The following is a 19099-nucleotide window of genomic DNA, read 5'->3' on the forward strand; positions in this document are numbered from 1 at the left end:
AGGAAAGACATGTATAAGATTATAGCTATCGATATGGATGGAACTCTATTAAGAGAAGATAAAACCGTATCAGATAGAACAAAAGAAGCAATAAAAAAAGCAAAAGAATTAGGTGTGAAAGTTGTATTGGCCTCTGGAAGACCTATTGAAGGAATCGACCAATATTTAAAGAAATTAAACTTAATTTCAGAAAAAGATTATGTTTTAAGCTATAATGGAGCACTAGTGTTAAATACTGAAACTAGAGATGTAATAAGCAGTAGTTTATTATATGGTAGAGATGTACATAAGCTATATAATATAAGTAAAAAGTTAGGGGTCAATATACATGCATTTTCAAGAAAAAATGGCCTTATTACTCCTAAAAATAGCACATATACAGAGGTGGAAGCAAAGATTAATGGAATTGAAATAAATATAATGCCATTTGAAAATGTAGCGGATGATGAAGAGATAGTAAAAATTATGATGATAGATGAACCAGATATATTAAGTGACGCTATTAAGAAACTACCAATAGAGTTATATGAGAAATATACAGTTGTACAAAGTACACCATATTTTCTAGAATTTTTGAATAAAGCTAGTAACAAAGGAACTGGTATAGAGGCTTTGGCAGCACATTTAGGTATTAGCAAGGAAGAAGTTATATGCGTAGGGGATGCGGGTAATGATCACCATATGATTGAATATGCAGGCTTAGGGGTTGCCATGGGTAATGCAACAAAAGAAATTAAAGATATTGCAAATTATGTTACCAAGAGCAATGAAGAGGACGGAGTAGCAGAAGTTATTGAAAAATTCATAGTAAAATAAAAGAAGATGGCTTTAAACCATCTTCTTTTATTTTTTATCTTCAAAAATAAAATCATGTATTTGCTTTGTTGTTAAGTCCTTATCAAAAGTTTCATAGAAAACACCTTTGATCATTGAACCTTTAGCATTATCATCTCTAGGGAATCTATCTTGCTCTAGAGTTGATAATGATGTGGCATTAGTTGCAAGCTTTAATAAGTCAGTGCTTGAAAGGCTTGTCTGAATTAATGGAAGTAATTCATTTAATATTGAAGGATATTTTGCTTTATTAGTAGCTTTTATCTTTTGGAATAAAGCATCTAAAACTGTCCTTTGTCTTTGAGTTCGTTCTTGATCTCCACCGTCATATCTTATTCTACAATACGCAAGAGCTTGAGTTCCATCTAAGTGATGAACTCCTGTACCAGCAATATTAGGAGAAGAAGTGTTATTTACTTTATTAAGGCTATCAATATATTTATTGATATATTTTAAATCTCCTGAAGTTAAATTAATGTCTATACCATCTAAATCATTTATAACCTTAGGTAAACTTGAAAAATTTACTGTTGCGAAATCTTTAATGTTTAAATCAAAGTTTGTGTTTAGTGTGCTTATTGCTAATTCTGGCCCACCAAAAGCGTAAGCATGAGTTATTTTATCTTCTCCATGGCCCTTAATATTAACATAAGAATCTCTCATAATTGAAGATAATCTTACATTATTTCTATTACTATCGATAGTAAGAATCATTATAGCATCTGAACGACCAGCCTCATTATCAGTAGCATCAATACCGAATAGGGCAATGTTAGTAACATCTTTATATTGTTCATCTATTGTTTTAGATATATCTAAGTCCTGCTTGTCTACTTTAACTGTGTCCACTTTGTTGAGCAGTGAAAAAGCATACCCAACACCTATTGCAGCAATTATTAAAATAAATGCTAAAACTGACAGAATAATAATCTTTTTCTTCTTAGGTTTCTTGGAAGATTTATTACTTCTTTTTTTGTAATTGTCCATAATAAGAGCAACCCCCTTCTTTATCCTTTGTATTTTAACACATTAATAAATTTAAGTAAATTACAAATATATTTCAAAATTAGGTAAAAAGTTAAAAAAATATAAAAAATCTCTATTAATAGACTTTTAAAGCTAATAGTAGTATAATTAATGTCGGTATTTTGTAAAAATAATTAGACTATGAAAAAATATGTTTTGGAGGTATAAAATGAAAAACTTCAAAAGACTTTTAGTTATATGCATTGATTTGTTTTTAGTAAACTTAGCATATTTATTAGCGATAGATTTGACATTCTATGACTCATTTACTGAGATAACAACAATTTATAAACAAGATGCATTAGCTATAAATTGTATATTTATAGTTTTCTTTACATTGTTTAAATTATACGATTCATTATGGTATTTAACCGGGACAGATGAATTTTTAATGGCTGTAGGGGGAAGTGTATTAGCTGGATTATTTTCCATATTATATACAAGATTCTTAGGCAATACAATCCCATTAAATGTATCAGTTATTGGAGTAGTATTTGCTATCTGTTTTGTATTAGGTTATAGAATATTATACAGGGTTTATAGAAGATATATGCTATATGCACCATATAAGTATGCGTCTGGACAGAAAAGGGTTATGATTGTGGGAGCAGGTTCTGCAGGGGCAATGATAATTAATGAAATATTATCAAGAAGAGAATTAAAATATAATCCTACAGTAATTGTAGATGATGATAAAAGTAAAATAGGAAAAAGAATTTCCGGTGTTACAGTTGAAGGAGATAGAGAAGATATTCTAAGAATTGTAAAAGAAAAAGAAATTGATTTAATAATTATTGCAATTCCATCAATTGATGAGAAAAATAAAATGGAAATTATAAACTTATGTAAAAATACAGGATGCAAGATTCAGATAATACCTGGAATTTATGAAATATTAAAAGGTGATGCAACAATAAGCAAGATAAAAGATGTTGATGTTGAAGACTTATTAGGAAGAGACCCTATTAACTTAGATAATAAGGGTATAAGTGATTATATAACTAATAAAACTGTTATAGTTACAGGCGGAGGCGGCTCAATAGGTTCAGAGTTATGCAGACAAATAGCTACATTTAAACCTAAAATGCTTATAATATTTGATATCTATGAGAATAATGCCTATGATATTCAGAATGAGCTTAAATATAATTATCCAAAGTTAAATTTAAAAGTACTAATTGGTTCTGTAAGAGATAGTGAAAGAATTGAAGAAATATTCAGCTTATATAGACCAGATGTTGTTTTCCATGCTGCTGCCCATAAGCATGTTCCTTTAATGGAAGACAGCCCTAAAGAGGCAATCAAAAATAACGTGTTAGGAACATATAATGTTGCATTAGCTGCAGATAAGTATAATGCAAGCAGATTTGTTTTGATATCTACTGATAAGGCTGTTAACCCAACGAATATAATGGGGGCTACCAAGAGACTATGTGAGATGGTAGTTCAAGCAATGGATAAAAAAAGTGACACAGAATTTGTGGCTGTAAGGTTTGGAAATGTATTAGGAAGTAATGGCTCCGTAATTCCATTGTTTAAGAAGCAAATTTCACAAGGTGGTCCAATTACAGTAACACATAAAAATATAACAAGATTTTTCATGCTAATTCCAGAGGCAGCTCAGCTTGTACTTCAGGCGGGAGCATTTGCAAAAGGTGGAGAAATATTTGTACTTGATATGGGTAAGCCGGTTAAAATATACGATTTAGCATGTGATTTAATTAGATTATCAGGTTTAGAGCCTAATAGAGACATAAAAATAAAGGTTACAGGATTAAGACCAGGTGAAAAACTATATGAAGAGTTACTTATGAGTGAAGAAGGACTTACCAATACCTCTCATAATAAAATTTATATTGGGAAACCATCATCTATTGAAATAAATGAGTTAGAGACTAAATTAGAAGAGTTAAGAAGAATTCTACTTGAAGATAATCATGACATGATAAAAGAAAAAATGAAGCAGATAGTACCGACTTATCAAGAAATGCTAGAGAATGAGACTGCAGCAGATTCTGAAAATTAATAATTTTTAGTGGAGGATAAAATATGACTGGAAAAGTTTGTCATATAACAACGGTTCACAAAAAGAATGATGATAGGATTCTTTATAAAGAGTGTATGACATTAAAAGAAGAAGGATATGAAGTATATCTAATTGCAACTAATGAAAAGGAAGAAACAATAAATGGAGTTAAAATAATTCCTATTAATAAATATGAGGGTAGACTAAAGAGATTTTTCTCTATGAGAAAAGAAGCACTTGAGAAAGCCATAGAGCTAAATGCTGATATATATCATTTCCATGATCCAGAGTTAATTTTATTAGGAAATAAACTTAGAAAAATGGGGAAGAAAGTAGTTTATGATGCCCATGAAGATGTTCCAGCACAAATTATGAGCAAAACATATTTAGGAAATAAATTTGTAAGACAGATAGTATCAAAAGCATTTAATATTTTCGAAAAGGGTAGTACCAAAAAGTATGCTGGCTTTGTTACTGTAACTGAAGGTATTGGAAGTAAGTTTAATAATAATAGAAAAATAGTTTTAAAAAATTATCCAGTAAAAAAAATAATAGATAATAGCGTTCCGATAGAGATTGATAAAGATAAACCAGTAGTTATATATGTTGGTGGATTAACTAGGATAAGAGGAATAAAGGAACTTGTTGAAGCGACAGGAAAGCTAAATGGAAAATGTCAGTTGTGGCTATTAGGGGAATGGGAAAGCGAAGAATATCATAAAGAGTGTATGAATTTAAGTGGTTGGCAAAACACTAAATACTATGGATATATGCCAATGGATGAAGTGTATCAGTACATAAAGGCAGCTGATATAGGAGCTTGCGTATTATATCCCACAGGAAATCACATGGGGAGTTTACCAATTAAAGCTTTTGAATATATGGCCTGCTCTAAGCCAATTATAATGTCTGACTTCCCATATTGGAGAGATAATTTTGGCGATTTTGCAGCACTAGTACCTCCTCAAGATGTAGATGCATTAGCTAAAACAATAGAGGGTTTGTTAGATAATAAGGAAGTATATAACGAAAAAATAAGAAATTCTCAAAAAGTTTTTGAAGATAACTTTTCATGGGAAAGTGAAAGTTTAAAATTAAAAGAACTTTATAAACAAATACTTGAGTCAAAGTAAATTTCCTTAAAATATTTAAAAGGAGTTAGTAAGAGGTTAGATTATGAGTAATATTACCGTGAGAGCACTTAATAACGATGAAATGAATTTATGGGATAGTTTTGTAGAAACTTCACCTCAAGGTAACATATTTAATAAAAAATTTTGGTTAGATGCAGTTTGTAGTAATTTTGAAATATATGTAGCAGAAGAAAATGGTAAAATAGTTGGAGGAATTGTAGTTCCCAATGTTAAAAATAGAATATATAGTATGCCAAAACTTACTCCACAGCTTGGAATACTTTTAGGAAAAGAAAATGATAATATTAAGTATAATAAGTTAATATCTAGAGGGGTCACTATTACAAGTGATTTAATCAATATATTACCTAAAAAGCCTTTGCAGTTGGAATATAACTTTAGCGTTAATTATACAAACATGTTGCCTTTTATTTGGAATGGTTATAACGTTAATTTAAAATATACTTACAAAATAAATAATACTTCTGATTTAAAAGTTGTTTACGACAACTTTGACTATGGTATTAAAAGTGAAATTAAAAAAGCCATGGGAAAGAATATCAGGGTTAGCGAAGATTATTCAATTGAGGATTTTTATAGAGTAAATAATTTAACATTTGAAAGACAAAATGCTGTTATTCCTTATTCATTAGAGTTCATAAAGAAACTAGATGAAACACTAAAAGAAAATAATTGTAGAAAGATGTTATTTGCAGTTAATGAACTAGATGAAATTGTTGCTGGTGTTTACCTTATTTATGATAAAGACACCACATATTACCTAATGGGAGGAGCAGATCCTGATTGGAGAAAGTTTGGAGTTCAATCTTTACTTGTATGGGAAGCTATCAAATTTTCGTCAGAAATCAATACAGCTTTTGATTTTGAGGGATCAATGGTTCCTAGTATAGAAAATTATTTTAGAAAATTTGGAGGAACTCAGACTCCAATTTATAGTATTAATAAAGCTAATAAAATATATGATGCAATGTACAGTTTTGGTAGAAAGCATAAGAATACAATTAGAAAGTTTCTTAAGAGCAATTAATCTTTATAGTTTACTATGATATAAAATATGGTGGTATAGGATACTACCATTATTTTATATAAGGATAAATTATGAATTTATTGGGAGGGAATTTATGATAAATATTGTTGTAAATAAAGATAGAATTAATAAAGAATTAGCTTATACTATATTTTATCTTCTTCGTAAAATAGATGATGATGTAGAAATATCATATGAAGAAAAGCAAGGTTGTATAAATATTTATTATGGAATTGAAGCAGAAACTGGCATAGTAATACCTTTTTCAGAAAATCATAATGAATTAAATTTTTCGGACTATAAAGAAAGTAAGTTCTGTTCATTTGAAAAAATTGATGAACCATATTCTGTTTTTGACCAAAAGATTAAGTTTAATTTTGATATCATTTTTACTTCAAAATATTTTATAACATTGCAAGAAGAATATGAGATTCAAAAAAGAGATGACAAAGAAAGGTTTTTATGCCAATTCAGTAAAAGAAATAAATATATAAATGTACCTTTTTTTGATATAAATGCTGAGATTTTATATGATGCTATTAAGATAAAATTTCCACAAGTTAAGTTAAAAGAGAAAAGCCCTGAGATAATGTTAAGTCATGACGTAGATAGTTTAAATAGTAGAGATAAGTATGTTTTCCTTCATAATTGTAAGAGTATTTTAATGGGAAAAAATGATTCTCTATCGAAGAGAATAGGGATAATGCTTAGGGATATAATTAAAAATGTACATTTACAAATTCCTAATTACTTAGAAATAGAAAATAGTTATGGGGTAAAATCAGAGTTTTATTTTATTGCAGGATACAAGCATAGACTTGGCAAGAGATATGAGTTAAGTAAATATAACGATTATGTAAAAAAAATACATGAGAGTAGAAATCATAAAATAGGGATACACACAAACTATTTTTCTTACCTAGATGAAAAAGAAATGAAAAGAGAGATAGAGGAAATTGAAAATAACACTCATGCAAAAGTAGATAGCTGTAGGAATCATTATCTTAGATTTAAAATGCCTGAAACACTTGAATGTCTACAAAAGGCTGGGGTAAAGTTTGATTCAACCGTTGGATATAGTGATGTAAATGGATTTAGGGCAGCAAGTACAGACGCTTTTATCCCATTTAACTTAAGTGCTAATAACATAGTTCCAATTTATGAGATACCTCTTGCAGTTATGGATGGAATAGTAATGGAGAAGAATGTGTCATTTGAAGAAAAGTGGCAAGAAATTAAAGTTCTTTTGGATAACACAATTAAACATAATGGAACAGCATCAGTACTTTGGCATCAGAGAGTAATATTAGATTCTGAATATAAGGATATGTATAAAAAAATTATTGAGTATTGTTTAAAACAAGGATGCAATTTTATATTTACTGATGATTTAACGAAGAGGTATCTTGAAGAAAGAGAGAAGATTAACACACTTTTAGAGAAGATTAAATAGCATGTATTTTGGACAAATATATAAATATAGTTTATAATTTTTGTGTGTTATGTTAAGTTATTACAAGTATATAAATGCATAATTTTGGAGGAAATTATTATGAAAATAATAACTATTGTAGGAGCAAGACCACAGTTTATAAAAGCAGCTGCGGTTTCAAATATAATAAGAGAAGAAAATAAAGAAATTCTTATTCATACAGGACAACATTATGACAACAATATGTCTGACATTTTTTTTAACGAATTAGGAATTCCTTATCCAGATTATAATTTACAAGTTGGCTCTGGAAATCATGGAGAACAGACCGGAAAAATGTTAATAGAATTAGAAAAAATATATCTAGAGGAAAAACCAGACTTAGTATTGGTATATGGAGATACCAATTCCACATTGGCAGGAGCTCTATGTGCAAGTAAATTATTAATTCCAGTAGCTCATGTAGAAGCGGGTTTAAGAAGTTTTAATATGAGTATGCCAGAAGAACAGAATAGAATATTAACAGATCATATATCTAAATACCTTTTTGCACCTACAGATACAGCTGTAGCAAACTTAAAAAACGAAGGTGTTGTTAATAACGTACATAATGTTGGAGATGTTATGTATGATGCGACTATACATTTCAAAAATAAAGCTTTAGAAAAGTCTCAAATTAATGAGAAACTAAAGCTTACACCAGGTGAATTTATATTAACAACAATTCATAGAGCTGAAAATACTAATGATATTAATAGATTAGAAGGAATTATCAAAGCTTTAAATGAGTCTGAAGAACAAATCATTTTACCACTACATCCTAGAACTAAAAAATATATAGATGAATATAAACTTATGATTAGAGATAATATTAAAATTATTGAACCAGTTGGATACTTAGATATGTTGTATTTAGAAATGATGTCTAAAAAAATAGTAACTGATAGCGGCGGAGTTCAAAAAGAAGCTTACTTTATGGGAAAACCTTGTATTACAATGAGAGATGAAACTGAGTGGATAGAAACTGTTAATGTTGGCTGGAATTGTATTGTTGGTACAGATACTACAAAAATTTTGAAGGCTATTATGAACTTCAACCCATTAGGGGAGCAAAAAAATATTTTTGGTGATGGAAATGCATCGAATAAAATTGTTAGGACAATTGTTTAGGAAGGAAAAGGTATAATGAAAGTTTTATTTTTAACTCAATACTGTCCTCCAGAGGTTGGAGCACCACAAAACAGGATATTTGAGTTTGCAAAAGGATTAAAGAGAAGAGGGCATGATGTAACAATTTTAACAGCTATGCCAAACTACCCCAAGGGGGAAGTATTTGAAGAATATCAAGGAAAAAAGATAGTAAAAGAAGAAATAGACGGAATAAAGATAGTAAGAACTAGGATTTATGCAACAAAGAGTAAATCTTTCACTAAGAGAATGAAAAATTATTTATCATTTACATTTTCTTCAGTAATAGATGGTCCTAAACATATTGAGAATCAAGACGTAGTAATAACAGAATCCCCACCATTATTTTTAGGATGGTCAGGATATATCATATCTAAAATGAAAAAGGCAAAGTTTGTTTTTAATGTTTCTGATTTGTGGCCTGAGTCAGCAGTAAAATTAGGCGTGCTAAATAATAAGTTGTTTATTAAGATGTCTACTTGGTTAGAAGAATTTTGCTATAGAAAAGCAAAGCTGGTAACAGGTCAAACTAAAGGTATTGTAAATAATATAGTTGATAGAGGCTTTTCAAAAGATAAGGTTCACTTAATCACTAATGGTGTGGATACAGAGTTCTTTAAAAAGGAAAATAGGGATGATGAATATAGAAAAGAATTAGGCATAAGCGACAAGTTTTCAGTTTGTTATGCAGGTATACATGGTATAGCGCAGGGCCTTGAAGTTATAATATTAACAGCAGAAATATTAAGGGAATATAAAGATATTCATTTCATGTTTTATGGGGATGGGCCAGAAAAGGACAAATTAATAGAAATGACGAAAGAAAAAGGTCTAAATAATATAACATTCATGCCAGTTCAAATGAAACCAGCTATGCCTAGAATTATAGCATCAATGGATGCAACAATAGTTCCACTAAAGAAATTGGATTTATTTAAAGGAGCATTACCTTCAAAAATGTTTGAAGCTCTGGCTTCAGAATTACCTATAATTTTAGCCGTTGAAGGAGAAGCAGAAGCATTAATTAAAGATGCCAATGCAGGTATTGTTGTGGAGCCTGAAAACCCTAATGAAATAGCAGAAGCAGTTTTAAGGCTGTATAAAGATGCTGAGCTTAAAAATCAACTGGGAGAGAATGGAAGAAGATATGTTATAAAGAATTATTCTAGAGAAGCAATAGTAAAAAATTTAGAAAATCTATTGATAGATATCACAAATAAATAGAATTGAGGATGTGAAGCATGAAAATTATCAATAATATAGTTAAGAGATTTTTTGATTTTTTTCTTTCATTAGTTGGATTAGTAATATTGTCTCCAATTTTAATTGTTGTTTGTATCTTAATTAAACTTGATTCCAAGGGACCAGTTTTTTTTATGCAGACTAGGGTAGGAAAAGATGAGGAATATTTTAAGATATTTAAATTTAGAACTATGGTAGTAGATGCAGAGAAGCAAGGCAAGCAAATAACAGTAGGTAAAGACAGCAGAATTACTAAAGTAGGAGCTGTCTTAAGAAAATATAAAATTGATGAATTGCCTCAGCTTATAAATGTACTAATTGGAAATATGAGTTTAGTTGGACCAAGACCAGAAGTACCAAAGTATGTTGATTTATACACAGATGATCAAAAAAAAGTGTTACATGTTAAGCCAGGAATAACAGATTTAGCCTCTATTAAATATAGAGATGAAAATGATATTTTGGCAACAGTAGAAAATCCCGAAGAGTATTATATTAATACTATAATGAAAGATAAAATTAATCTGAATTTAGAATATATAAATGCAAGTAATATACTCTTGGATTTCATGATTATCATTAGAACAATAATAAAATGTTTTGTATAGAGGAAGGTAATATATTATGAAAAGATTAAAGTTTGCAATTATAGGATGTGGAAGAATATCATATAAACACGTAGAAGCATTAGTAAATAATAAGGAAGAAGCTGAGTTAGTAGCTACTTGTGACGTTATAATAGAAAATGCTAATAATAAAAAAGAAGAATATGAAAAGAACATGTCTGATGAATCAGTTAGTGTTAATGCGTACACTGACTATAAGGAAATGATTGAAAAAGAAGATATAGATGTTGTAACTATTGCAACAGAAAGCGGATATCATTATGAAATAGCTATATATTGTATGAATAAAGGAAAACATGTAATAGTAGAAAAACCTATGGCACTATCAACAAAAGATGCAGACGAGATGATTGAAGTAGCACATAAGAATAATGTTAAGTTATCTATTTGTCATCAAAATAGATTCAATAAACCAATAGTTAAGTTAAGAGATGCTATTGAAAATGACAAGTTTGGTAAACTGATAAATGGAACTGCAAGAATTCTATGGAATAGAAATATGGGATACTACGAGCAAGCACCATGGAGAGGAACATGGGAATTAGATGGTGGAACATTAATGAATCAATGTATACATAATATTGATTTATTGCAATGGATGCTTGGAGGAGAAATTGATACAGTATATGCACAATGTGATACTTTCTTGAGAGATATAGAAGCAGAAGATTTTGGAGCTATATTAATTAGATTTAAAAATGGAGCAATTGGTATAGTTGAAGGTACAGCTTGTGTATTCCCTAAGAATTTAGAAGAGACATTAAGTATATTTGGAGAAAAAGGAACAGTAGCAATTGGTGGATTAGCTGTTAATGAGCTTGAAACATGGAGATTTGATGGAGATGACGAAGAAGAAATTAAAAAAGAGTTAAAGACAGAAATAGATAATGTTTATGGAAAAGGACATACTCCATTATTTAAAAATGTTATAGATGCAATTAATTATGATAGACAGCCATTGATAAGTGGAGAAGAAGGTAAAAAAGCTATGTCTATTATTTTAGCAGCATATAAATCTAGAAAAATTGGATTGCCAGTTAAGTTCCCAGTGGGAGATTTTTCAACACTAGACATGAAATAATATTAAAACAAATGGAAGGTATATTATGTTTAATTTTGTTAAAAGAAATGTAAGATTCTTTATTTTCTTTTTCGTGATATTAGTGGGAGCGATTATATATAAGAGTTATATGCCATTAAATGATGTTAAAGAAACAGAAGATCCTTTAATGAAAGGAAAAGAAGTTGTAAATGTATGGCTATACAAAGATGAAAGTAGTGAAACATTTGAATATTTAGCAAATAAATTTAATCAAGAAAATAATGAAATATTTATAAAAACCAATATATATTATAAGGATTATGCAAATATTTTAAAGACTTCGATGGTAAATAGTGATAAAGTCGATATAGCACAATATGGATTTTATCAAATGTTTACGAACAAACAACTTCTTAATTTAAAGGATATAGGGTTATACAATAAACAAAATAGAGATCCATATTATTATTACGATGGGGAACCATATGGAATACAAATTTCATCTAGTACTATTAAATTAATATGGAATAAAGATATATTTAAAAAAGTTGGTATTGATGCAAGCTCAAGTCCTAAAACTTGGAGTGAACTGATTTCGATTTGTGAAAAAATAAAAGATAAAGATCCATCGATAACTCCAATAGAAGTTAAATTAAATGATATAGAGGACGTAAAAGCTTTATTTGGTGAGCCAAGTGCGAAGGATAATGCTAATATGTATGCTTCATTATGGAATTATAAAGATGGCAAATATGATGTTGACGGTATGAAAAACATAATTAGTGTGTATAAAGAGCTTTATTCAAAAAATCTAATTAAATTCGTCACCAATAAAGATGATAAAGTAACTAACAAATACGATTTTGCAAATAAAAGGGTTGCGATAACTTTAAGTTCGTCTAATGAAAAGAATTTTTATGTAAGTACTGCACCTTTAGATTTTGAGTTGGGGATTTCTGACTTGCCAGTATTCAATTTAAATAAACAAGATAACTCTTTTTACTATTTAAAATCAAAGACACTTGTTATTAATGCACAAGTAAAGCCATATGAGGATAAGGAAAAGTTAAAATCTCAGCAAGAACATTTTGATGCAGTTAAAAAGGTTATGGAATATTTGATAAGTAATGAATCAAGCTCAGTTGTGTTAAAATCTAATACTCAGTTACCAAGCTTGTTAAAAGATAAAGATATAAGTACATTAAAGTACGGAGAATTCTTCAATGATTCTAAATATGATTATGAGGTAAAGGATCCTTCAGCATTTGTAGATTTAGATAGTAAGACTATCAGTACTATATTATTAGATGCAATAAAAGATAAGTTAGCAATAGAAGATGCGATTAAGCAACTTAATGATCAATATGGTAATGCACTAAAAACATCCTCTGATTATGGCAATATAGATATTGATAAGTATAAGGAGTAAGGAATTTATGAATGAAATTAAAGAAACATTAGCCGCGATAAAAAGAATTAATAATAAATACTTAATTGCTATACTCCTATTTTCAATTTTGTCAGAAGTGTTTTTAATTAGAAAAATAGGAATAAAAGATTCAACAACCTTTGCATTAGCTTTGGCATTAGTATTATTTGAAATAATACTTTCAAAAGAAGATATAAATAGATCTATCTTATTATTCATATTGTCATTACCAGTGTTAGTTACTGCTAGAAAAGTGTTTTATCTTGATATTAAATTAATAATATTAAATTTTGAGTCAATATACATAATAGGTATATTCTTTCTTAATTTTAAAAAAGTAAAAAATATGTTAGGCAAATATAATAGAGAAAAAGGTTCTAGTAGAAATCTATTTACTTATGCAATATTTTTTGTTATGTGTAGTTATATAAGTGTGATTTTTTCTCCAGATAGTATGAGAAGTTTTGCGTTGACTACTACTAGCGTACTCGTACCTATTTTATTCATGTTTGTATTAATTGCAGTTATAAATAAAAAAGAGATAAATAGAGTTATTATTATGTTAATTTTAGCAGTTAATTTAAGTTGCATATATGGATTTGTACAAATAATTAAAAATCATGCATTTTCATTTTCAGCACTTAAAGCATCTAGAGATGTTATTACGTTTGGATTCCATAATTCGAATAATTTTGTGTTCGTTATATTAATAGTATATCCATTGTTAGTAGATGCTTTGTTATATAAGAAATACAATCAATCTAATAAGATAATATATATAATATCATTTTTGCTTCAATCTCTTAGTATTTTTGTAACTTTTTCTAGGGGGGCTTGGTTAGCAGTAATTCTTACATTTGTATTATTGTTATTAAATAAAAAATATATCAAAGTTTTTTATGCATTTATTGTTCTTGTACTAGCAACTGCAAAGTGGACTATTCCGTATATTATGCATAGAGGAGTACAAGGAGTATCACTTTTACAAAATGAATCTACAATGGCAAGAGTTCAATCTATAGTCACAAGTATTTATATATCCATTAAATATCCTTTTGGAGTAGGTATGGGGTATTTTACAGAGCTTTACAAGAAATACGTAATAGATGGATATATGATATTACCAGATAGTCTTAGAAGTAATTCTACAGTTCCTAATTATACAATGGAATTAGCACATAATGTATTAATGCAGATTTCAGTTGAACTTGGGATTTTAGCACTTATATTATTCTTATTGATTTATGGTAATAGAATTAAGAGTTGCATTTTAAGTTATTCTGAAAATAAGGCAATAAATGCATCATTAATTATATATATGTTCTTAGGAGTTACAACAGGAATAGAATTTAATCATAAAGGGGTAGTTACGCCAACAATTATGTATTGGATAATAATTGCTTTGTCTGTTATAAATATGCAAGCTAAAAGAGAATAATTGACAAGAAATAAGAAAAGTTTTGATTAATCGAAAAAAGAAAATATTACTTTGGAGGATTTTATGAAAATTTTAACCATTCCATCTTGGTATCCAACTGAGGATAATAAAATTTCAGGAGTTTTTTTCAAAGAGCAAGTAGAGGCATTAAAGGAAAATGGCGTTGAAGGCATAATATTGTATATACATTTCATTAGTTTAAAACAACTATTTACTACAAAATTAAAAGTAGGATTTACATCTTCAATTGAAAATGGAATTAAAGTATATAGATATAACACCTTTAACATATTTCCTAAAATGTACGGATTATTTTTTAAGTATTATAGCTATCTGATAAATAAGTATTTTAATATAGTTTCTCAAAAAGAAGGGAAATTTGATCTTGTTCATATTCATTCTGCTATTTATGGTGCAATTGCATATAATATGTCAAATATAAATACACCATATATAGTTACTGAGCATTCAACTGCATTTTCAATGAATGAGATAAATGATAGTGTTAAAAAATATTTGTATGGAGCATTTAATAACGCAGAAGAAGTAATAGTAGTAGGTAAGGGATTACTAAATGATATTTCTAAATATAGAGATAAAGACTCACTTAAACTTATTCCTAACATGTTAACTTTAAGTGAGCAATATGTAGAGAAGGATAAGAATAAAACTAAGTTTAGATTTTTTAGTTTAGGAATGCTTTATAATAAAAAAGGTATGGATGTATTAATTGAAGCCTTTAATAAAAATAAAGATGTATTTACAGATGCTGAACTTTATATTGGTGGAGATGGAGAAGAGCGTGAAAAACTTGAGGCATTGATTAATAAATATGACTTAAAGGATAAAATTCTTATACTAGGAAGTTTATCAAGAGAAGAAGTAGCATTCAATATGTCTAATTGTGATGTTTTTGCATTAGCAAGCAGATTTGAAACATTTGGAATCGTGTTTTTAGAAGCAATAGCATTTGGAAAGCCAATTATAGGCACAAAAACAGGTGGACCAGATACAATAGTAAATGATGTATGCGGCAAAATCGTTGAGGTAGATGATGTAGATGGTTTAGCAGAAGCAATGTTAAATGTATATAAAGATATAAGTAAATACGATCCTAAACAAATTAAAGATTATTGCAAGAATAATTTTAGTAAAGATGTTGTGGCTAATAAGATAATAGATGTTTATAGAAGTGTTATTAAGAATCAGGGGTGAATGTCATAAATAATACATTAGGTAGTTTTATTAAAAAATTTTTAGGATTCTCCATTGGTCCAGTAGTTTCAGCATTCTTAGGGTTGATTATAGTTCCAATAACTACATATTTCGTATCACCCGAAGAGTTTGGAAAGTCATCGATGTATACATTAGGATATACTTTATTTTCTCTAATTATATATTTAGGTATGGATCAAGCTTTTGTGAGAGAATATAATGCAGTAGAAGATAAGAAAAAGTTATTTTGGAGCAGTTTTACTATTCCATTCATTTTTTCACTACTTTTTTCCATAACTATTTTGATATTTTACAAGCCAATATCTATGGCGCTTTTCGATAGGCATGAATGGTATATTATGCTTTTACTAAGTATTTCAATGCCATTTGCAGTTATGGACAATTTTAATATGCTTATATTAAGAATGCAGGAGAAAGCAGTCTTGTTTTCAATGATGAGTGTTATAAATAAGGTTGTTAATTTATTTGTATTGATGGCATATTTCTTATTCATAGAAAAAAGTTTTAAAGCTATTATTAATGCAACCTTTATCAGCTTAATTATTATGGTACTATCTGAAATAATAATTAATAGAGAGTATTGGTTAAGCAAAATACATTTTGATAAAGTGCTGATTAGAAGAATGTTTAGATTCGCGCTACCATTAATTCCTGCAACAATAATAAGTTGGATATTTGGATCTATGGATAGAATGGCGTTAAAACAGTGGTCAACATTTTATGAAATAGGATTATTTGCAGCTGCTTTAAAAATATCTAATGTTTTAGGTATATTTCAACAAGCTTTTGCTACATTCTGGGTTCCCACAGCTTATAGATGGTATGAAGAAGGTGAATCTAGAGATAAGTTTATTAAAGTAAGTGATTACCTAACAATTGCAATGACATTTTTATTTATTTGTATGCTAATATTTAAGAAAATTCTTATGATGCTATTAGCAAGTAGCTATGGAGATGCAAGTAGCTCATTAACATATTTATTATTTATGCCAGTATTATATACAATGTCAGAAACTACAGCAATAGGAATTACTTTTAAAAGAAGAACTGGATTTAACTTATTTATTTCAATTTTTGTAGCGATAATTAATTTTATTTTAAATTTTATTTTAGTTCCTAAGTTAGGTTCATTAGGGGCAGCAATATCTTCTGCTGTTGCATATATAACTTTTTTCTGGTTAAGAACCATTTTCTCAAGTTTAGTTTGGGGAAAATTTGATTATAAAGTTTATATTGCAAATACGAGCATTATGATTGCTGCGTCAATAGTTGATGTAGTATTTAATAATTCATTTTTAAATGCAGCATTTATAGTAATTTTCATTATCTTAAATATTAATCATGTTAAAGAGGTATATTCATTGGCATCTAACTTCTTATCATCGAAGTTTGGAAAAGGTAAGGAAAGAGCTTAATTTAAAATAATAAAATATATTAGAGTAACCTATATAACAAGTAGAAGATAAAAAGAATTATATAGGGTGTTTTTTAATAATAAAAAAGGGGCTAGCACATTAGCGGTTAACAAACGCTGATGTTCAGCCATTGTTTTTTCGAAATCTATAGGAATTATAGCTAGATTTTGAAATGTTTTTTTCTAAAAGTCTAAAAAATGACGCACTTTAATAAGCCTTTGTATTGAAGGCTTATTTGAATAATAAATTTTTTAAAATTTAAATTAAGCACTATTTTTTAGCGAAAACAAGTGTGTTCCCGTTCTCTCTGATTGAATTTTGTTATGTAGCTTGTTTACGTTTGGTGTCATAGCTAAAAGTATACTTTCGGCCCAAACATTCTGTTTGCCCTTCAAGAGAAATCTTCGAAATCCCATGTCTTGTTTAATCTGAGCAAAGGAACCCTCAGCTTTGATGCTTCTATTAATCCTAAGTGCACACCCTTCTCGGCTTATTATTCTTTCAAGATTTTCTTTCCTAAACTTAATAAAAAGATTTGAAGTTTCAAGGCTTTTAGTTCTTTCGACCAAAGGTGTTCTACAATTGTTGCCTCTGATACATTTGCTTTTGTAAGAACAATTTCTACAATCTTCACAGATGTATGTGGCTTTTTCACTTATATATCCTGTCTTACTCTTTCTTTTTATTATTCTGCTTGCAGCTAACTTTTTATTGTTCTCGCAGGTATAGTAATCGTAATCTTCATCATAATCCATATTTTCAATTCTACTAATATCATTTTTGGATTTTTTTGTTTTAGATATTTCATAGCCTGCATCTGCAACTATTTTTAAGTATTTAAAGTTTAGAGATTATTCCATGCTTTTTAGAAATGGAATAAGTGTTGTGGTGTCAGTTGGCTGATCGCTTACGGTGAGCCATACTATATATTCAGAATCTACACCATGCTGAATATTGTAACCAGCTTTTAACTGACTATTTCCCATAGCATCTTCTTTCATTCTGATGAATGTTGCATCGTTATCAGTTTTTGAGTAGCTATTACGGCTACCACAAATCTGGAGCTTTTGAGTGTATTCTTTTAACTTATCAAGATATTCTTCAAGGGTTTCAATAGAACGCTGTAACGGTGTTTTTCTTTTCTCTGTTCCATGTACAAACTCAATGTTTTCTTCATGTTTCAAAGCATAAAGCTTCTTACGGAGCTTCTTTATATGTTTCATTGTTACTTTATTATTGTATATCAACTTAATTCTGTATAGTTCCTTACAGCTAGCCACTAGATTAGCTAATTTAACAAGAAGCTTTTCTAGACTCTTCGTAACAGACTTTCGCCAAACAAAAGTATATTTATTAACACAAGCCTCAATCTTTGTACCATCAATAAATATAGCATATCCAGATATCTCGCCAACGTAATGAAGAAACTCTGTCATTCTAGCTAAAATTTTTTCTCCGCATGGCTCAAGGTGTAAGCTTCGAAATCTAGCAAAGTAGAATGATAAGGCACTGGTGAATTTTCAAGAAGATACATGAAGTTAATATCCCATCGGCACGCAAATTTCATTGCGCGTGACGAATAACTATGATTCATGTAAGAGTAGAGTACAATCTTCAGCATCTGTCGTGGAGTTGCTTGATTTTCCCTAAGGCAGGAATAAGTTGAATATAAATCTGTTAAATCCATCTCCTCTACAAATTGACTTAGCAAACGCACTGAATCATTATCTGGGATCATAATATCAATATTTATTGGAAGCTTTAATTGATAAAATTTCTGATTAGTTGTATAATTTTTTTGTAGAATATTTGTTAGTGACATAATGATATTTTACTATAAATCTCAAACTTACGAGTTTGAGATTTGTTTTTTGTGTAACGAATACCACAGGTTATACCTGTGGTTCAAAAAAGCTTATAGCTATGAGTAGAAAAAAAGAAACCTCATTTGATAAAATTATTGCAGGTTCGCCAACCGCATTAA

General features: G+C 29.0%; 17 protein-coding genes. 13 read left to right on the forward strand and 4 right to left on the reverse strand.

The window, feature by feature from the left end; translation table 11 throughout:
• Nucleotides 1-9 precede the first annotated feature (9 nt).
• Nucleotides 10-816: a sugar-phosphatase gene (gene yidA / locus JK634_RS00280; protein ID WP_202765634.1), complete on the forward strand. Its 807-nt coding sequence runs from the start codon at nt 10-12 to the stop codon at nt 814-816.
• 27 nt (nt 817-843) lie between these two features.
• Here the strand turns inward: yidA and JK634_RS00285 are convergent, their stop codons facing one another.
• Nucleotides 844-1821: an LCP family protein gene (locus JK634_RS00285; RefSeq protein ID WP_202765635.1), complete on the reverse strand. Its 978-nt coding sequence runs from the start codon at nt 1819-1821 to the stop codon at nt 844-846.
• A 208-nt stretch (nt 1822-2029) separates the two neighbouring features.
• Here JK634_RS00285 and JK634_RS00290 point away from each other — a divergent pair, with 208 nt between their 5' ends.
• The 12 genes from JK634_RS00290 (at nt 2030) to JK634_RS00345 (ending at nt 17115) form a co-directional block, all read left to right on the forward strand.
• Complete coding sequence (locus JK634_RS00290) at nt 2030-3886, forward strand: polysaccharide biosynthesis protein (RefSeq protein ID WP_202765636.1); 1857 nt, start codon at nt 2030-2032, stop codon at nt 3884-3886.
• A 23-nt stretch (nt 3887-3909) separates the two neighbouring features.
• Nucleotides 3910-5019: a glycosyltransferase family 4 protein gene (locus JK634_RS00295; RefSeq protein ID WP_202765637.1), complete on the forward strand. Its 1110-nt coding sequence runs from the start codon at nt 3910-3912 to the stop codon at nt 5017-5019.
• Nucleotides 5020-5062: 43 nt separating this feature from the next.
• Nucleotides 5063-6067, forward strand: coding sequence for a GNAT family N-acetyltransferase (locus tag JK634_RS00300; protein ID WP_202765638.1), 1005 nt, complete (start codon nt 5063-5065; stop codon nt 6065-6067).
• A 94-nt stretch (nt 6068-6161) separates the two neighbouring features.
• Nucleotides 6162-7520 carry a DUF7033 domain-containing protein gene (locus JK634_RS00305; RefSeq protein WP_202765639.1) on the forward strand — a complete coding sequence of 453 codons (1359 nt, stop codon included), beginning with the start codon at nt 6162-6164 and terminating at the stop codon, nt 7518-7520.
• Between the two features lie 99 nt (nt 7521-7619).
• Nucleotides 7620-8669 carry a non-hydrolyzing UDP-N-acetylglucosamine 2-epimerase gene (gene wecB, locus JK634_RS00310; RefSeq protein ID WP_202765640.1) on the forward strand — a complete coding sequence of 350 codons (1050 nt, stop codon included), beginning with the start codon at nt 7620-7622 and terminating at the stop codon, nt 8667-8669.
• A 15-nt stretch (nt 8670-8684) separates the two neighbouring features.
• A complete protein-coding gene (locus JK634_RS00315) occupies nt 8685-9911 on the forward strand; it encodes a glycosyltransferase family 4 protein (RefSeq protein ID WP_202765641.1) in 1227 nt (408 codons plus the stop codon).
• A gap of 17 nt (nt 9912-9928) precedes the next feature.
• On the forward strand, nt 9929-10537 hold the full coding sequence (locus JK634_RS00320; protein ID WP_202765642.1) for a sugar transferase: 609 nt from the start codon (nt 9929-9931) through the stop codon (nt 10535-10537).
• A gap of 16 nt (nt 10538-10553) precedes the next feature.
• Nucleotides 10554-11636, forward strand: coding sequence for a Gfo/Idh/MocA family protein (locus JK634_RS00325; protein WP_202765643.1), 1083 nt, complete (start codon nt 10554-10556; stop codon nt 11634-11636).
• A gap of 25 nt (nt 11637-11661) precedes the next feature.
• Entirely contained in the window at nt 11662-13026 is a 1365-nt protein-coding gene (locus JK634_RS00330; protein WP_202765644.1) for an ABC transporter substrate-binding protein, read from the forward strand.
• 7 nt (nt 13027-13033) lie between these two features.
• Nucleotides 13034-14464 carry an O-antigen ligase family protein gene (locus JK634_RS00335; protein ID WP_202765645.1) on the forward strand — a complete coding sequence of 477 codons (1431 nt, stop codon included), beginning with the start codon at nt 13034-13036 and terminating at the stop codon, nt 14462-14464.
• Between the two features lie 63 nt (nt 14465-14527).
• Entirely contained in the window at nt 14528-15679 is a 1152-nt protein-coding gene (locus JK634_RS00340) for a glycosyltransferase family 4 protein (protein ID WP_202765646.1), read from the forward strand.
• Nucleotides 15676-17115 (forward strand): oligosaccharide flippase family protein, encoded by a 1440-nt coding sequence (locus JK634_RS00345; RefSeq protein WP_202765647.1) that lies wholly within the window; start codon nt 15676-15678, stop codon nt 17113-17115. The genes JK634_RS00340 and JK634_RS00345 overlap by 4 nt, the downstream gene beginning before the upstream one ends.
• 263 nt (nt 17116-17378) lie before the next feature.
• Here JK634_RS00345 and JK634_RS20730 read toward each other — a convergent pair whose 3' ends face one another.
• The 3 genes from JK634_RS20730 to JK634_RS20740 form a co-directional block, all read right to left on the reverse strand.
• Complete coding sequence (locus JK634_RS20730; protein ID WP_338031194.1) at nt 17379-17870, reverse strand: transposase; 492 nt, start codon at nt 17868-17870, stop codon at nt 17379-17381.
• A 96-nt stretch (nt 17871-17966) separates the two neighbouring features.
• A complete protein-coding gene (locus tag JK634_RS20735; protein ID WP_338031195.1) occupies nt 17967-18551 on the reverse strand; it encodes a hypothetical protein in 585 nt (194 codons plus the stop codon).
• A gap of 5 nt (nt 18552-18556) precedes the next feature.
• Entirely contained in the window at nt 18557-18937 is a 381-nt protein-coding gene (locus JK634_RS20740; protein WP_338031196.1) for a transposase, read from the reverse strand.
• Nucleotides 18938-19099: the final 162 nt, after the last annotated feature.

The organism is Clostridium paridis (genome assembly GCF_016765615.1).
In the GTDB taxonomy this organism is placed as follows: domain Bacteria; phylum Bacillota; class Clostridia; order Clostridiales; family Clostridiaceae; genus Clostridium_T; species Clostridium_T paridis.

Excerpts from the sequence above, each read along its gene's own strand:
- yidA (WP_202765634.1), top strand. The coding sequence starts at position 10 with ATGTATAAGATTATAGCTATCGATATGGATGGAACTCTATTAAGAGAA.
- JK634_RS00285 (WP_202765635.1), bottom strand. The coding sequence starts at position 1,821 with ATGGACAATTACAAAAAAAGAAGTAATAAATCTTCCAAGAAACCTAAG.
- JK634_RS00290 (WP_202765636.1), top strand. The coding sequence starts at position 2,030 with ATGAAAAACTTCAAAAGACTTTTAGTTATATGCATTGATTTGTTTTTA.
- JK634_RS00295 (WP_202765637.1), top strand. The coding sequence starts at position 3,910 with ATGACTGGAAAAGTTTGTCATATAACAACGGTTCACAAAAAGAATGAT.
- JK634_RS00300 (WP_202765638.1), top strand. The coding sequence starts at position 5,063 with ATGAGTAATATTACCGTGAGAGCACTTAATAACGATGAAATGAATTTA.
- JK634_RS00305 (WP_202765639.1), top strand. The coding sequence starts at position 6,162 with ATGATAAATATTGTTGTAAATAAAGATAGAATTAATAAAGAATTAGCT.
- wecB (WP_202765640.1), top strand. The coding sequence starts at position 7,620 with ATGAAAATAATAACTATTGTAGGAGCAAGACCACAGTTTATAAAAGCA.
- JK634_RS00315 (WP_202765641.1), top strand. The coding sequence starts at position 8,685 with ATGAAAGTTTTATTTTTAACTCAATACTGTCCTCCAGAGGTTGGAGCA.
- JK634_RS00320 (WP_202765642.1), top strand. The coding sequence starts at position 9,929 with ATGAAAATTATCAATAATATAGTTAAGAGATTTTTTGATTTTTTTCTT.
- JK634_RS00325 (WP_202765643.1), top strand. The coding sequence starts at position 10,554 with ATGAAAAGATTAAAGTTTGCAATTATAGGATGTGGAAGAATATCATAT.
- JK634_RS00330 (WP_202765644.1), top strand. The coding sequence starts at position 11,662 with ATGTTTAATTTTGTTAAAAGAAATGTAAGATTCTTTATTTTCTTTTTC.
- JK634_RS00335 (WP_202765645.1), top strand. The coding sequence starts at position 13,034 with ATGAATGAAATTAAAGAAACATTAGCCGCGATAAAAAGAATTAATAAT.
- JK634_RS00340 (WP_202765646.1), top strand. The coding sequence starts at position 14,528 with ATGAAAATTTTAACCATTCCATCTTGGTATCCAACTGAGGATAATAAA.
- JK634_RS20730 (WP_338031194.1), bottom strand. The coding sequence starts at position 17,870 with ATGGATTATGATGAAGATTACGATTACTATACCTGCGAGAACAATAAA.
- JK634_RS20735 (WP_338031195.1), bottom strand. The coding sequence starts at position 18,551 with ATGACAGAGTTTCTTCATTACGTTGGCGAGATATCTGGATATGCTATA.
- JK634_RS20740 (WP_338031196.1), bottom strand. The coding sequence starts at position 18,937 with ATGTCACTAACAAATATTCTACAAAAAAATTATACAACTAATCAGAAA.